Source organism: Pseudoglutamicibacter albus, assembly GCF_022346425.1.
GTDB lineage: Bacteria > Actinomycetota > Actinomycetes > Actinomycetales > Micrococcaceae > Pseudoglutamicibacter > Pseudoglutamicibacter albus.
The window spans coordinates 23,601-37,287 of sequence record NZ_JAKRCW010000005.1; the positions used below are offsets into that span (position 1 = coordinate 23,601).

The 13,687-nt window shown below is 59.4% G+C and carries 17 protein-coding genes; 2 read left to right on the plus strand and 15 right to left on the minus strand.

What is annotated here, in order from left to right:
* Window positions 1-223: 223 nt before the first annotated feature.
* The 7 genes from MHJ63_RS04365 to infC form a co-directional block, all read right to left on the minus strand.
* A complete protein-coding gene (locus tag MHJ63_RS04365) occupies window positions 224-913 on the minus strand; it encodes a hypothetical protein (protein ID WP_239446261.1) in 690 nt (229 codons plus the stop codon).
* A 122-nt stretch (window positions 914-1,035) separates the two neighbouring features.
* A complete protein-coding gene (locus tag MHJ63_RS04370) occupies window positions 1,036-1,722 on the minus strand; it encodes a hypothetical protein (RefSeq protein WP_239446262.1) in 687 nt (228 codons plus the stop codon).
* A 266-nt stretch (window positions 1,723-1,988) separates the two neighbouring features.
* Window positions 1,989-2,492 carry an NUDIX domain-containing protein gene (locus MHJ63_RS04375; protein ID WP_239446263.1) on the minus strand — a complete coding sequence of 168 codons (504 nt, stop codon included), beginning with the start codon at window positions 2,490-2,492 and terminating at the stop codon, window positions 1,989-1,991.
* Between the two features lie 65 nt (window positions 2,493-2,557).
* Window positions 2,558-3,415 carry a TrmH family RNA methyltransferase gene (locus tag MHJ63_RS04380; RefSeq protein WP_070490734.1) on the minus strand — a complete coding sequence of 286 codons (858 nt, stop codon included), beginning with the start codon at window positions 3,413-3,415 and terminating at the stop codon, window positions 2,558-2,560.
* Between the two features lie 152 nt (window positions 3,416-3,567).
* Window positions 3,568-3,948, minus strand: a complete 381-nt coding sequence (rplT, locus tag MHJ63_RS04385; RefSeq protein ID WP_035757005.1) for a 50S ribosomal protein L20 — start codon at window positions 3,946-3,948, stop codon at window positions 3,568-3,570.
* A 110-nt stretch (window positions 3,949-4,058) separates the two neighbouring features.
* Window positions 4,059-4,253, minus strand: a complete 195-nt coding sequence (rpmI, locus tag MHJ63_RS04390; protein WP_035757002.1) for a 50S ribosomal protein L35 — start codon at window positions 4,251-4,253, stop codon at window positions 4,059-4,061.
* A 211-nt stretch (window positions 4,254-4,464) separates the two neighbouring features.
* Window positions 4,465-5,103, minus strand: coding sequence for a translation initiation factor IF-3 (gene infC, locus MHJ63_RS04395; protein WP_420876132.1), 639 nt, complete (start codon window positions 5,101-5,103; stop codon window positions 4,465-4,467).
* Window positions 5,104-5,561: 458 nt separating this feature from the next.
* Here infC and MHJ63_RS04400 point away from each other — a divergent pair, with 458 nt between their 5' ends.
* A complete protein-coding gene (locus MHJ63_RS04400; RefSeq protein WP_035756996.1) occupies window positions 5,562-5,951 on the plus strand; it encodes a DUF1844 domain-containing protein in 390 nt (129 codons plus the stop codon).
* 137 nt (window positions 5,952-6,088) lie between these two features.
* On the opposite strand, the gene MHJ63_RS04405 is transcribed toward MHJ63_RS04400, so the two are convergent.
* From MHJ63_RS04405 to MHJ63_RS04440, 8 genes are all read right to left on the minus strand, one after another.
* On the minus strand, window positions 6,089-7,408 hold the full coding sequence (locus MHJ63_RS04405; protein ID WP_239446265.1) for an MFS transporter: 1,320 nt from the start codon (window positions 7,406-7,408) through the stop codon (window positions 6,089-6,091).
* Between the two features lie 3 nt (window positions 7,409-7,411).
* Complete coding sequence (locus MHJ63_RS04410; protein ID WP_084590475.1) at window positions 7,412-8,380, minus strand: SseB family protein; 969 nt, start codon at window positions 8,378-8,380, stop codon at window positions 7,412-7,414.
* A gap of 53 nt (window positions 8,381-8,433) precedes the next feature.
* Entirely contained in the window at window positions 8,434-9,219 is a 786-nt protein-coding gene (gene priA, locus MHJ63_RS04415) for a bifunctional 1-(5-phosphoribosyl)-5-((5-phosphoribosylamino)methylideneamino)imidazole-4-carboxamide isomerase/phosphoribosylanthranilate isomerase PriA (protein ID WP_070507839.1), read from the minus strand.
* 79 nt (window positions 9,220-9,298) lie between these two features.
* The gene (locus MHJ63_RS04420; RefSeq protein WP_035756994.1) at window positions 9,299-9,550 is read right to left on the minus strand and encodes a hypothetical protein; all 252 of its coding nucleotides are present in this window, start codon (window positions 9,548-9,550) and stop codon (window positions 9,299-9,301) included.
* Window positions 9,550-10,194, minus strand: coding sequence for an imidazole glycerol phosphate synthase subunit HisH (hisH, locus tag MHJ63_RS04425; RefSeq protein ID WP_239446266.1), 645 nt, complete (start codon window positions 10,192-10,194; stop codon window positions 9,550-9,552). Before hisH ends, MHJ63_RS04420 begins: the two co-directional genes overlap by 1 nt.
* On the minus strand, window positions 10,191-10,811 hold the full coding sequence (gene hisB / locus MHJ63_RS04430; RefSeq protein WP_239446267.1) for an imidazoleglycerol-phosphate dehydratase HisB: 621 nt from the start codon (window positions 10,809-10,811) through the stop codon (window positions 10,191-10,193). Before hisB ends, hisH begins: the two co-directional genes overlap by 4 nt.
* A 163-nt stretch (window positions 10,812-10,974) precedes the next feature.
* The gene (locus tag MHJ63_RS04435; protein WP_239446268.1) at window positions 10,975-12,081 is read right to left on the minus strand and encodes a histidinol-phosphate transaminase; all 1,107 of its coding nucleotides are present in this window, start codon (window positions 12,079-12,081) and stop codon (window positions 10,975-10,977) included.
* Window positions 12,082-12,160: 79 nt separating this feature from the next.
* Window positions 12,161-12,571 carry a LysM peptidoglycan-binding domain-containing protein gene (locus MHJ63_RS04440; RefSeq protein WP_083285544.1) on the minus strand — a complete coding sequence of 137 codons (411 nt, stop codon included), beginning with the start codon at window positions 12,569-12,571 and terminating at the stop codon, window positions 12,161-12,163.
* A gap of 233 nt (window positions 12,572-12,804) precedes the next feature.
* Between MHJ63_RS04440 and lexA the strand changes: the two genes are divergently transcribed.
* Entirely contained in the window at window positions 12,805-13,641 is an 837-nt protein-coding gene (gene lexA / locus MHJ63_RS04445) for a transcriptional repressor LexA (RefSeq protein ID WP_070490731.1), read from the plus strand.
* Window positions 13,642-13,687 lie beyond the last annotated feature (46 nt).

Below are 13,687 nucleotides of genomic sequence, written 5' to 3' on the forward strand. Positions count from 1 at the left end.
TAGGTCCACCGTAAGGATGACCCGGACTGTGAAGGTGCTTGTGCCTTTCTTTGCAGTGACAGTGTTTCTCGGCGTGACACTGATTCGAATATATGTTCTAATGATGGTGTGAGCATGGGAAGCTCCGGCGTTGCGGTTGCCGCGGATGCACCGCCGCTGCAACGCCAAGGGGTGAGTGCGCACAACGCACTCACCCCACACCCAGCGAAAGTCAGGCCGGTGTCTACTTATCCGTGTTTGTTGGACGGGTTTCAGCGGTGAGGGTTTTCCCGTCGGCTTCGTTCATCTGCGGTTTAATCTCGATGCCCTCCATGGCTTCGGCGAAGTTATCGCTCGTCCACGTCACCGTGTTGCCGTTGACCCTCCCGCTGACGTTCGCTTCCGCGATCGGCTCCGGAACGGTCACACTCACCTCTTTCGTCAAGTTAAGCTCCTCATTTGCCCTCAGAACCATTGGGCGCATCTGTACGAGGTATGTTCCCTTGTCGGTATAGGAAACATTGATTCGCAACATGGCATCGTCAAGCTTCTCCATCGAGAGCCCGTCTACCTCAATGAGGGCCACATTATGAGACTCGCCGATGAGACGGACCTGATCTTCTCTCACGCCGAGGTCCTCAGGCCAGAACTCCACTTCGTCCTCAAGTGTGCGTTTGGCGTCCACATTCTCTACCCCATGCTGTTTGCCCATTTTCTCGAGGGTCTCATCTGTGAGCTCGACCTTGGACCTGACATTCGCCACAAGGGGCTTCTTCGCACCGTCTGGAGCTTCCACCTCAACGTTGTATACGAACTTATTAGCCGTCGGCTTCTCCTGCGTTTTCTCAGCCCCCTCCGTAGAGCAGCCGGTCAACGCTAAAGAACCAGCGAAAAGTACCGCGGTCACTGCACTCAAAGACTTAGTGAACTTCATGATCTCCTGCTTCACTCGTTGGCCAAGGCCGGAGGTTGCAGAGCTGCATACCTCAGCGTCTGCAACCTGAAACGGCCCTAGAGGGAAGGCTTATAGCCTCGTAGATGCCTTGATGTTTGTGTCTACTTATCCGTGTTTGTTGGACGGGTTTCAGCGGTGAGGGTTTTCCCCGCGGCTTCGTACATCATCGGTTTAATCTCGACGCCCTCCATTGCCTCGGCATAGTTATCACTGGTCCACGTCACCGTGTTCCCGTCAACCTTCCCGCTAACGTTCGCTTTCTCGATCGGCTCCGGCAGGGTCACGTTAACCTCATACGTGAGGTTATCTTCCTCAATGGGCGCCAGAGTCGCTGGAAGAATCTCCAGCAGGTATGTTCCCTTATCGGTATGGGAAGCCTTGATCCGCAACATTTTGTAGAGTTTGTCCATCGAGAGTCGGTCCACTTCAGTGACGACCACATTGCGAGACTCTGAAGTGGACCGGACCTGGTCCTCACTTAAATCGAGGACCTTAATCATCTCTTCGTCATCACCTTCAATTGTGCGTTTAGCGTCCACATTCTCTATCCCATGCTCCTTACCCATTCTCTCGAGGGTCTCGTCCGTGGCCTCAAGCTTGGTTCTAACGTTCGCGACAAGGGGTTTCTTCGCACCGTCTGGAGCTTCCACGTCAACGTGGTATATGAACTTATTAGCCGTCGGCTTCTCCTGCGTTTTCTCAGCACCCCCTGTAGAGCAGCCGGTCAAAGCTAAAGAACCAGCGAAAAGTACCGCGGTCACTGCACTCAAAGACTTAGTGAACTTCATGATCTCCTGCTTCACTCGATAGCCAAGGCCGGAGGTTGCAGAGCTGCATATCTCAACGTCTGCAACCTGAAACGGCCCTAGGGGGGGGAAGGCTTATAGCCTCGTTGATGCCTTCATGTTTGCAGAAGGAACATTGCAGCAGATCCCCCGGCAGGATGACGTCGAATCGAGTGGAAATCCCCCTACTGGCGTATGCCTGCACACAACGCACAGATGCTCAATAGGCTCGGCTCATACTCAAGAGGACACGGCTCACCAGGACTGGCTCAGCAGAAGGTCGGCATGCAGCCCGTGGTTTCAACGAGCGCTCTCACAATCGGCTTATCGGCCGGGATCCACTCGACCGCTTCTTCCGTGTTCTGATCCAGGATCAGCCACCGCAACTCAAGATGATCCGCCCCTTCAGGTTGCGTGCCCGTTGTGACCTCGGCCGGCTTCAGCACTCCCCCATCGGCGTCTAACAGGACCCCGGTCCAGACGCGCATCGTCATCCCGTTATCCAACGGCCAGCCCGCATGTCCCGCGGGTGGTACGACCTCCTGGCCAGCCCTGAACGTGTAGCCGAGCTCTTCGGAAATCTCACGCTCAAGCGCCTCCAGCGGTCCCTCCCCCTCCTGAACCTTCCCGCCCGGGAACTCCCACAGTCCCCGCAATGATTCCGGATATGCCCGTTGCGCTGCCAGCACCCACCGAGCGTCCACGAGGTCATCCACAATCGCGAGCCCCACCACCTGGCCAGCGCTACCTACGGCACCGTTCTGTGCGCTCACTGCACTCCCTCTTTTCGGCTTGTCATGTTCACCGCGATCATTCTCGGCACCCTGTCATCGAGCTTTCAGCTGCGTTGAGCACGTGCCGATGCGTAGAGGCACAAGGCCGCCGCCGTCGAAACATTCAAGGATTCCGCCTGCCCATACAGAGGAATTGAGACGGTAGCGAAGGACGCCGCCCGTTCCGCTTCCGAGATCCCCTGGCCTTCATTACCGAACAGCCACGCGGTCGCCGTCGTCAGGGACGGCCGCTTCATCGAGCCCTTGACGGTCACGCCGTGCCGGCGGGCGGCCGCATCGTCTTCAAGCACCGTCAAATCGTGATCCCCGCCGCCGTCAGCCGCCAGCAAAACGATCCCGCAGCGGGTCAGGTGCTCGGTCAGCTCATCAAGCTCAATACCCGTGACAACCGGAACATGGAACAACGAACCTACCGTGGACCGGACCACTTTAGGCGAGAAAACATCCACGCTGCCCTTCAGCGCAACCACCGCGTCCGCACCCGCGGCGTCAGCCGCACGGATGATGGTGCCAGCATTACCGGGGTCCTGGACCCGCCCCAGCACCGCGACCAGGCTCGTCTTCGGCGTCAGCGCTTGTTTCAAGCTCACGTGCGTGATGCGGCAACGGGCAACCACGCCCTGCGGGGACTGCGTGTCCGCGATCGCGGCCAGGACGCGCTCAGTCACAACGTTGACCCGTGCATCGGCGACCTGGGCGAGCTCAGGTTCACGTTCCATCCGCTGCTCAGTAACGAATACCTCGCGCACAAGGCCCCGCTGGGTTCGATGTTGGGCAATCGCTTCCCGTACAGCCTGCGGCCCCTCAACCAGGAACTCCCCCGACTTCTTCCGGCCCGCGGCCTTCCCTAGGTGCGCCGCCGCCCGGACTCGGTCTGCACGCGGATTATCCATGATCTCCATACACTCATCCTCCCATCTTGTGACAACCCGGCCGCACCGCACGCATTAAAGCACTGGGGTTCCGACCCGTACGAGTCGGAACCCCCAGCATCACGCCGCAGTGTCACATTCGCGGTGTCACAACGATGGCTATAGCGGCGTCACAGCTTCAGTTATGCGCGTGGTGCGTTCACGTCGGCTGGCAAAGCCTTCTTAGCGGTCTCCACCAGAACCGAGAACGCGTGAGCGTCAGACACAGCCAGCTCGGCGAGCATACGGCGGTCAACCTCGATGCCAGCGAGCTTGAGGCCCTGCATGAAACGGTTGTAGGTCATGCCGTTAGCGCGAGCCGCAGCGTTGATGCGCTGGATCCAGAGGCGACGGAAGTCACCCTTACGCTTACGACGGTCGTTGTAGTTGTATACGAACGAGTGGAGCAGCTGCTCCTTAGCCTTACGGTAGAGCCGCGAACGCTGACCGCGGTAACCAGATGCGCGTTCCAGAACGACGCGACGCTTCTTCTGGGCGTTAACTGCCCGCTTCACACGTGCCACGTGTGTCTCCTAACATGTGGGGTCCAGCCACACCTTCACGATGCGGCTAGAAAAGTTTCGAAGGTCTCAAATAGGTGTGCGCTCTAGCGCACATACACGCCAGCGTGGGTTTAGAGGCCCAGCATGCGGCGGATGGTGCGCTGATCAGCCTTAGCCACAACCACATCGCCCTTCAGGCGACGAGTCAAACGCGAGGACTTGTGCTCGAGGTAGTGGCGGCGGTTTGCGCGCTGACGGCGGATCTTGCCAGAACCGGTGAGCTTGAAACGCTTCTTAGCCCCAGAGTGGGTCTTGAACTTCGGCATGAGAGCCTTCTCCTTGTACGTCTTCCCGCATGACCCCTGGGTCATCGGGTGCAGCTACCCGCACACACTGTGCCGCGGGCGCCCGCTGGGCTCCTCCCCACTCGCCGTTGATTCTCCAACGGAAGGGATCCCCGGATGATGCTCATCCTCAAGTGGAACGGAGGAGGAAAACTATCTATATGGATGGACTTACCTGGCGTGTGTGCCGGTATCAGCCCTCTTTGGCTTGGTCTTTGGAGGCCTGCGCCATGCGGCGCATCGCTTCAGGAGCCGATGCCGCAACCGTCTGGCCGGAAGCGTCCTGTGGAGCGGACGTATCCAAACGCTGCTGACGGCGCTGGCGGCGAGGAGCTTTCTCCTGCTGAGCCTTACGGCTTTCAGCCTTGCTCTTGAGCGGGCCAACGACCATAACCATGTTTCGACCATCCTGGCGCGGCTGCGACTCAATCACACCCACATCGGCCACATCCTCAGCGAACTGCTGAAGCAACTTCACACCGAACTCAGGACGATGCTGTTCACGGCCGCGGAACTGAATCATCGCCTTGACCTTGTCACCCGAAGACAAGAAACGATGCGCGTTACGCACCTTCGTCTCATAGTCGTGAGTGTCAATCTTCAGACGGAAGCGAACCTCCTTGAGGGACGCGTTCGTCTGCTTCTTGCGAGCTTCACGAGCCTTGACCGCGGCTTCATACTTGTACTTGCCGAAGTCCATCAGCTTGCACACAGGTGGACGAGCGTTCGGCGCAACCTCAACCAAGTCGAGATCTGCTTCAACCGCCAGGCGCAGGGCGTCCTCAATACGGACGATCCCCACCTGTTCACCGTTAGGCCCGACCAACCGCACCTCTGGGACGCGGATTCGATCGTTGATGCGTGGGTCGCTGATGTTAGTGCTCCTTCATGCGATGGTGTGGTCGACGTTCACGGGAGGCATACGAAAAAGCCCCCGGGTTCAACACGGGGGCTCAGATACCAGCAAGCAACACCCACCACGCAATCGAAACTGCGTAGCATCCAGCGTGCTACTTGCTAGACCTGACCCGGCCGCCCTGAGGCGATCGCGGGTGGGAAACCTCCGCTTTGAATTCCTGCTCTCAAGCCAAACACGCACACCGAGCAGATTCTTACTTGGCGCGCGCATCCGCACTGTCAATGATTCAAGCCATCAATGATTCTCGCTATCGTTGCAGCAGTTGGCTTCTGTAGCACCTGGCTTTTATAGCAACTAGGCTTCAGCGATGAACGCCACATTTACGGCATAAACCATCAACAAGCAGGACGGTCTGTGAAAAGCTTAGCATTATGAGCGATCAGAATTCGAATCAGCACGTACACAGCTTCTCGGACTCCGAGTATGCAGACGCCCAGCAGCAACTGCGTGACATCGCAGAAGTTCCCGCAGTCGAGGTCATCACAACCACCGCGGTCCACCTCATGTCTGCCGCCGCCGTCAAGGTCGGGCTCGCCGACGGCCCTGACGCCGAAGATCTCAAAGACCTCGACGAAGCCCGCAAACTCATCACGGCACTCGCAGGCCTTGTGACAGCGGGCGCCCCAGAGATCGGCTCGCAGCATGCCGCCCCGATCCGTGACGGCCTGCGCTCCCTCCAGCTCGCATTCCGCGAAGCCTCCATGATCCCAGACAAGCCAGGCCAAGGCCCCGGCGAGAAATGGACCGGCCCCGTCAGCTAACACACAGCGCAACGGCGTACGTAACCAACGATGTGGGGTGAGCTTCCCAACGGAAGTTCACCCCACATCAGCGTTTAAGAAGGTTCCGAGTCGGCGAGGCGTTGCTGGTTCAGCGTTGCTGGCTAGATGTTGCTGGTTCAGGATGAAGCCATCCGGCGACGGCGACGACGAATCTGGCGCAGCACCATCGCAACAACACCGGTAGCAACCGCGACGCCAGCCAACGCACAGATCGCAACAGTGGGGCCGCCCACATCCAACATGACGCCCACCAACGGCGTGCCAGCCGCCGTGCCGGCAGTCATCGCCGAACCATATAAGCCCATCGCCTGGCCGCGGTTACGCTCCGGCACAGCCTCCGTCAACCGCTCCGAGGCCGCCGTCATCAACGGTGCAATAAAGAAACCAGACGCGAAAAGCGCGATCGAAATCAACGCCAACGTCAACGAAAACGCGACCGGAACCAGCGTGAGACCCAAAACGATGATGATCGCGAACGGGTCGAACTTTCGAGACAACGCCCCATACACAAACCCGCCAACGAGTGAACCGAAGCACCACACGCCATACATGACCCACAGCGTGTCACCGCCGCCACCCAGGGTCTCGTTGAAGCCCACCAACGCGACCTCAGTACCTGCAAGCGCCATGCCCGCACCCAACGCCATGACCATCATCGCAGCCGCCGAAATACTCAGCCACGGCATAAAACGACGCCGAGGCTGAGGCTGCGGCAACGGAACCACCGGGATCGCACCCGTGATCGCAGGAACCGACGAAGCATCCTTAGGGTGCGAAGGAGCCGCCAAATCATCGACCGCCTCCCGCGGGGCAGACGGCAACTGCGAAGAACGCGTCGGCGGGTTCGTGACCATCAAAATCACGCCAGCGAACACCACCAGCGCGCCCACCAAAAGCAGCGAAGCCGTCGTTGAAATCGCCGTAGCAAGAACACTGATACCGCCCGGTGCAATCACAAACACCAGCTCAGTGGTCATCGAATCCAGAGCGAACGCCGTAGTTCGATCAGGCCCGCGAACCACAACCCCCATCGACTGCCGCACCACCGTGAAAACCGGCAACGAAAACAGGCCCGCAACAAACATGAGCACCAGCAACACCTGGAAACCCACAAAAGGCGCGGCACCGAACGCGCCCGCCTCAACCACGATCGACGGCAAAACCGCGCGACGAACACCCTTGATATCCACGATCCGGCCACGCCACGGCGAACCGATCGCTACACCAATCGTGAGCATCGCCGTGACCAGACCAGCCGAAGCGAAATCCATCTGCAGGCCGTTACGGACATGCAACGTCAACAAAATCGCGGCCGCCGAATGCGGCAAACGACCAAAAACACCAACCAACAAAAGAGTTGGCACATGCGGGCGCCTCAGAACCCGTGCATAACGCTGGAAAATACCACTCGGCTCCCCAACACCCGCCTGGGTCATGCGTTATCCCCCTTGCGCGACCCTAATGGTCAACGAATCAGCTTTCTCCTGCACCTCTTGAGTACCCTCAACAGCAGTGCGAACCTCAGAAACTATACGCGAGACATCCTGATCTGTAACCGTGTTATTCACCACTACAGTCACCGCCAACTCAGGGCCATGACCGCCACCACGCATCACAGTCCCATCCCCGGCCCGCGACGCGATCCCATCCGCCGGACCCAAAATCAGCGCACCCACACCATCGACATGAGAAACCGCCTCCTGCAACGGTTCAGCAAGCGAATCATCACGATAGCTCGGCAACCACACCCGCTGCTGAGCCAAAGCCCACACCGCCGGGCGCCGCACCACGAACGTGACATTCGCGCCAGGATCCAAAACCAAGAGCTGCGCGCCCTCGTCCACCGCAGACAACGCGGCACGCGGAGCATACACCGCAACCGGACGGGCCTCCGGATGCCAATCAGTCAAGCGATCCACCGAAGAAAACACGGGTAAAGCCGTCCGGCCATCAGGAGCAGCGATCATGACCAACGCCATATCCGCTTCCTTCTCCACCAAGTGACCATGCTCCCCGATCTCCGTGTGGCCAGTCTGAGCCACAATCGGGACAAAGACGCGTGCATCAGCCAAAGCCTCAACCACATCGTCCTCCGGTCCATAACCGGCTTTCAAAGCATCAAGGGCTTCCTGCAACGCCTCATTCGGCAAGCCGTCATCGCCGTCAAACTGGTGCAGAGGATTGCCCTCACCCGATAGGTCCCGGCCCTCCCAGGACTGGCCCGCGGTGTCCGATGCGCCACCAGCGCCCGCAAGCAAAGCCTGCTGGATGTGCGCCGGCAACGCCTTCGAACCCGGCGCTGGGTTAGCGGCGGCCGGGTTGGGCTCGGTGGGGTTTTCAGCCGTGGCGGGCTTGTTGTGGGCAGGGTTGTTCTGGGCTGGGTTATGTTCGGCGGAGTTATTGGCCATGTTTGCCTCTCAGCTCGGTTTATTTCTCGCCTCTACGTACTTCTCGTTTCTGTTCACTTCTCGCCGCGTGCGACGGCGAGCGCGTCTTCGAGGGTGAACGCGCCGTTATAGAGTGCGCGGCCAATGATCGCGCCTTCTACGCCTTTACCGACCATCGCGCGTAGGGCGCGTAGGTCATCGAGGGTGGACATGCCGCCGGATGCGATCAGCGGCTTGTCAGTGTGTTTCGCGATGTCGGCGAGCAGTTCGGTATTGGGGCCGGTCATGGTTCCATCACGGGTCACATCAGTGACGACGTAGCGGGCGCAGCCGGCATCATCGAGGCGAGCGAGCACATCCCACAGGTCCCCGCCGTCTTTGGTCCAGCCGTGGCCAGAGAGCGTGGTGCCACGCACGTCGAGGCCTACCGCGATCGCCTCACCTACCCGTTCGATGGCTTTGGCGGTCCATTCCGGATTCTCTAGTGCCGCGGTGCCGATGTTGACCCGTGCTGCACCCCATTCGAGTGCGCGATCCAGTGACGCATCGTCTCGAATACCGCCGGAAAGCTCAACCTTGAGATCCAGCTCGGTCGCGATGCGTTTGAGCACTGGACGGTTATCCCCGCGCGAGAAAGCGGCATCCAAGTCAACCACGTGGATCCAGTCCGCGCCGGCCTCTTGCCAGCGCAAAGCCGCATCGAACGGGTCGCCGTGATCTGTTTCGGTGCCGGCTTCCCCTTGGGTCAGGCGCACCGCCTGCCCGTTGACGATGTCCACCGCAGGGAACAAAACAAGTTCCCGGCGCTCGGTTAATGGGTGCTCGGTTGGCGTGTGCGCAGTTGCTTTGTGATCAGTCATGGGGTTTTCTCTGGTCTCTCTCAACAGCTCAAGAAGTGAAAACTAGGAAGAAGCGAAGCGATGATCTCGGAAGAAAGGTTCAAACCGTGGTGGCAGGTGGCGGGAACTCAGCGACCACATGGATCGCTTGCCCCTCCCTCACGGCGTCCTCGTTGCCTTTATCGTCCGTGTCCGGGCCTTTCTGCGCAACGGCCCACGCCGCAATCAAAAACATGAGAGCCAGCGCGCCACACACGATGACCCACACCCGCTTAACACCCTGTTGAGCGAGCGAATACGTGCCGCCAACCAGCAACCCGCCCAGGATCATCAACACAATCGGTGAGGGCATCAGAGCGTCTCCATCCAATTCTTAATCAACTGGGCGCCGGGCTCGCCAGATTTCTCCGGGTGGAACTGAACCGAACTCAACGGTCCGTTCTCAACTGCCGCGATGAACGGGCCACCGTGATCCGACCACGTGACCATCGGCGGTTTCATGAGCGGCTGGACGACGTCGAAATCCCAGCTCTGTACAGCGTAGGAGTGGACAAAGTAGAAACGTTCGTCTTCGATGCCGCGGAACAGCTGCGTGTCTTGCGGCGGAGTCACGCTGTTCCAACCCATGTGCGGAACCACATCGGCTGTGAGCCGCTCAACCACGCCAGGCCATTCGTCCAGGCCCGCTGTCCTGCCGCCGCCCTCCGTGCTTTCAGTGAACAGCACTTGGTGGCCCACACAGATCCCCAGAACGGGTTTCCCACCCGCGATCCGGTAGCCGAGATGACGCAGCAGCGAGCCCTTCTTGAGTGCCGCCATGACGCTGGCGAACGCACCGACACCGGGCAGCACCACGCCATCGGCGGTACGTAACTGATCGCTGTCCGCGGTCAACGAGACATCAGCGCCCACGTGTTTGAAGGCGCGCAGAACCGAGTGAACGTTACCCGCGCCGTGATCGACAACCGCGATACGCGGCCGGCGGCCCTGGGTCATAGCGCTCCCTTAGTGGACGGGATCGTGTTCCCCATCCGCTCGTCTGGTTCGATGGCTTCACGCAGTGCTCGCGCTAGAGCCTTGAACTGGCATTCCACGATGTGGTGAGGGTCGCGGCCACGCAGAACGTCGATGTGCAGGCAGATGCCTGCGTGGTAGGCGAAGGATTCGAAGACGTGGCGGGTCATCGAACCGGTGAAGTGCCCGCCGATGAGGTGGTACTGCTGGCCTTCGGGTTCGCCTTCATGGACCACGTAAGGGCGGCCGGAGAGATCCACGATGCAGCGCGCAAGGGCCTCATCCAGTGGGATGGTTGCCTGCCCAAAGCGGGTGATGCCGCGCTTGTCACCAAGCGCTGTTTTGAATACCTCGCCGAGTGTGATCGCGGTGTCTTCGACAGTGTGATGGACATCGATGTCTGTGTCCCCATGCGCTGCGATGGTGATGTCCATGAGCGAGTGGCGCGCCAGCGAGGTCAACATGTGATCGTAGAACGGAACTGTTGTGGAGATGTCCGCTTGACCGGTCCCATCGAGTTTGATGGTGACCTTGACGGTGGATTCGGAGGTGATCCGTTCCATGGTGGCTTCACGGGTACCGATCAGCTGGGCGCTCATGGTGCTCGCTTTCTTCATGTGATGCGCAGATGCGCGTCTACGCATCTGCGTGGGATTGTTCTGCCCTCATTCTATGAGGGTTCTCTAAGGAGGGCCCTCTTTAGATGGTTCTATAGGGAGGGTGCTGTTGCGGCGTCCTGATGAGCCGGCCGCTTGCCGCGTGTTAGGCGCGTTCCATGTATTGGCGCATCAGGCTCAGGAACGTTGTGGTTTCCTCTTCGGTTCCTGCGGTGACACGTAGCTTGCCTGGTAGCCCGTTGTTGCGGATGATGACTCCGCCTTCCAGCAGGTATTCGAAGACTGCGTTGGGGTCTTCGAAGTCGCCGAAGGTGACGAAGTTTGAGTCAGAAACTGTTGGTGTGAGCCCCATACTTCTGAGCTCGGTCACGATCCGGTCGCGTTGCTCTTTGATCGCCTCGACGTTGGCTAGCAACGCGTCGGTGTGTTTGAGGGCTGCGAGCGCGGTGGCTTGGGTTACGGCGGAGAGGTGATACGGAAGGCGCACGAGACGTAGGGCGTCTGATATTTCCGGTGCGGCCGCTAGGTAACCGAGCCGTGCGCCGGCGAGCCCGAACGCTTTGGACATGGTTCGGGAGACGATCAACCGTTGCCTGCCGTCAAGCAGAGTGAGGGCGGTCGAGTCTGGGTCGTGCGCGAATTCGGCGTAGGCCTCGTCAACGACGACGATGGTCTGGAACTCTTCGCCGGCCTCATAGACGGCGCGCACGACGTCGAGTTCGAGCCCGGTCCCGGTCGGGTTATTGGGCGAGCACAGGAACACGATGTTCGGTTTGTGTGTGCGGACTTGTTCTGCCGCGGATTCCGCGCTGAGACTGTAGTCCTCTGCGCGGTGGCCGGGAATGTATGTGGTGTCTGTTCCAGACGCCAACAGCGGGTACATCGAATAGGTGGGCGGGAAGCTCAACAGGGTTCGGCCTGGACCGCCGAAGGCTTGCAGGATCTGTTGCAGTACTTCGTTGGAGCCGTTAGCAGCCCACACGTTTTCTGGGGTGAGCCCGCGGCCGAGGTACTCGGCGAGTGCGGTGCGTAGCGCCGTGAATTCCCGATCTGGGTAGCGGTTGAGGCTGTGTGCGGCCTCGCGTACGGATGCGGCGATCTCATCGATCACGTCTTGCGGCAGCGGGTGAGTGTTTTCGTTGACGTTCAGCTGTACCGGAACGTCGATCTGTGGGGCGCCGTACGGGGAGAGCCCACGAAGGTTATCCCTAAGTGGAAGTTGGTTGAGCCGTTGCATAGCATCCTGAGACATGGTTCAAGTCTAGGGATCGGCTAAGTGGCGTCTCGAATTAGGGTCGCCCTATTGCGCACCCACTCACGCTGTGGCCGGGTTAGTAGCTGACCGGGACAACGAGCTTCTGCCCCGGAACGAGCGCTCCATCAAAAGAGTTGTGCTTTTGGATCAGAGCCACCGTGTCGCGGACATCGCGTTCAGGTGCATAGTGCTCAGCTAGCTCCCACAAGGTATCTCCATGCGCAACGGTGACCTCAACCAAGCGATCCCCCTGCGCGGTCACCGGCTCACCCGTGGTTGCCTGAGCAGGCTGAAGCAAGGCCGAGAGCATCAAAAACACGCCAACGACCAAAGCCATAGTCGGCAGGCCGAAGAACACAAACCGCCCCCGTGAAGTCAAACGGATACGTTGACGTGATGCGTGCTCGCCATGAGCAGTGTTGAGAGTGCGCTCATCTGAATTGACGGTGCGTTCAGCAGTATTCGACATGACAACGGTGTCCACCATGACCATTCCTTCCGACATCGAACAGAACATACATTCGAACATCTCTTCGATACATTTCTAGCACACATCTTCGAATCGACTCAACGGTCTTCGTACATATCTTTGAATATGCGGCGAATCCATATAGGCTGTAACTACCGATGTGGACTGTCATTACAGTCAAGAACAACCCCCTGACACTTTGATGGGCATGGGTAGCGAACCAGGGATGGGAAACGAAGGATGGGAAACGAATGAGCACCGATACACCGTCGATGGACACCCAGCCCGCACGCCCTTCGAAACCGCTGACTTCGCGGCAACGCTCTGTGCTGAAGTGCATCGAGTCTTTCTTAGAGAATCAGGGGTATCCGCCCACGATGCGTGAGATCGGTGACGCAGTCGGGTTGAAATCGCTGTCTTCGGTGACACACCAACTGCAGCAGCTCAACAAGCTCGGTTGGATTCGCCGCGACCCCAAACTCCCCCGCGCGCTCGAGGTTCTCTATCCGTCCACCCTGGACGTGACCCAGAAGGACTCCACCACAGCTAGTGCGGCCGCACTCGGAGCAGCGACAGGCGCCGGCCTAGCGGAGGTCACGCCAATGCCCGGTGCAGCCAAACTCCCAAACACCACAGACTCCGCCAGCACCGCACAATCCTCCAACATCACAGACTCGGCTAACATCACGCAGTTCAAGGCTCGCGGCGGTGAGGACTCGGCTGAGATCCCACTCGTCGGCCGTATCGCGGCAGGTGGACCGATCCTTGCTGAACAACACGTTGAAGACGTCGTGACCCTGCCACGTCAGCTTGTAGGGCACGGCGAACTGTTCATGCTCAAAGTCTCTGGAGACTCGATGATCGACGCCGCGATCTGCGATGGTGACTGGGTTGTGGTCCGTCGCCAAAACACCGCACAGAACGGCGAGATCGTCGCAGCACTGCTGGATGACGAAGCCACCGTGAAGACCTTCCGGCAACGCGACGGACACACGTGGTTACTGCCTCAGAACTCCCAATACGAACCCATCCTGGGCGACCACGCACAGATCATGGGACGCGTCGTATCCGTGTTGCGCTCCCTCTAAGCGCAGAGCCGCTCAGGCAACCCCTCTAAACGCAGGGCCCGTATCG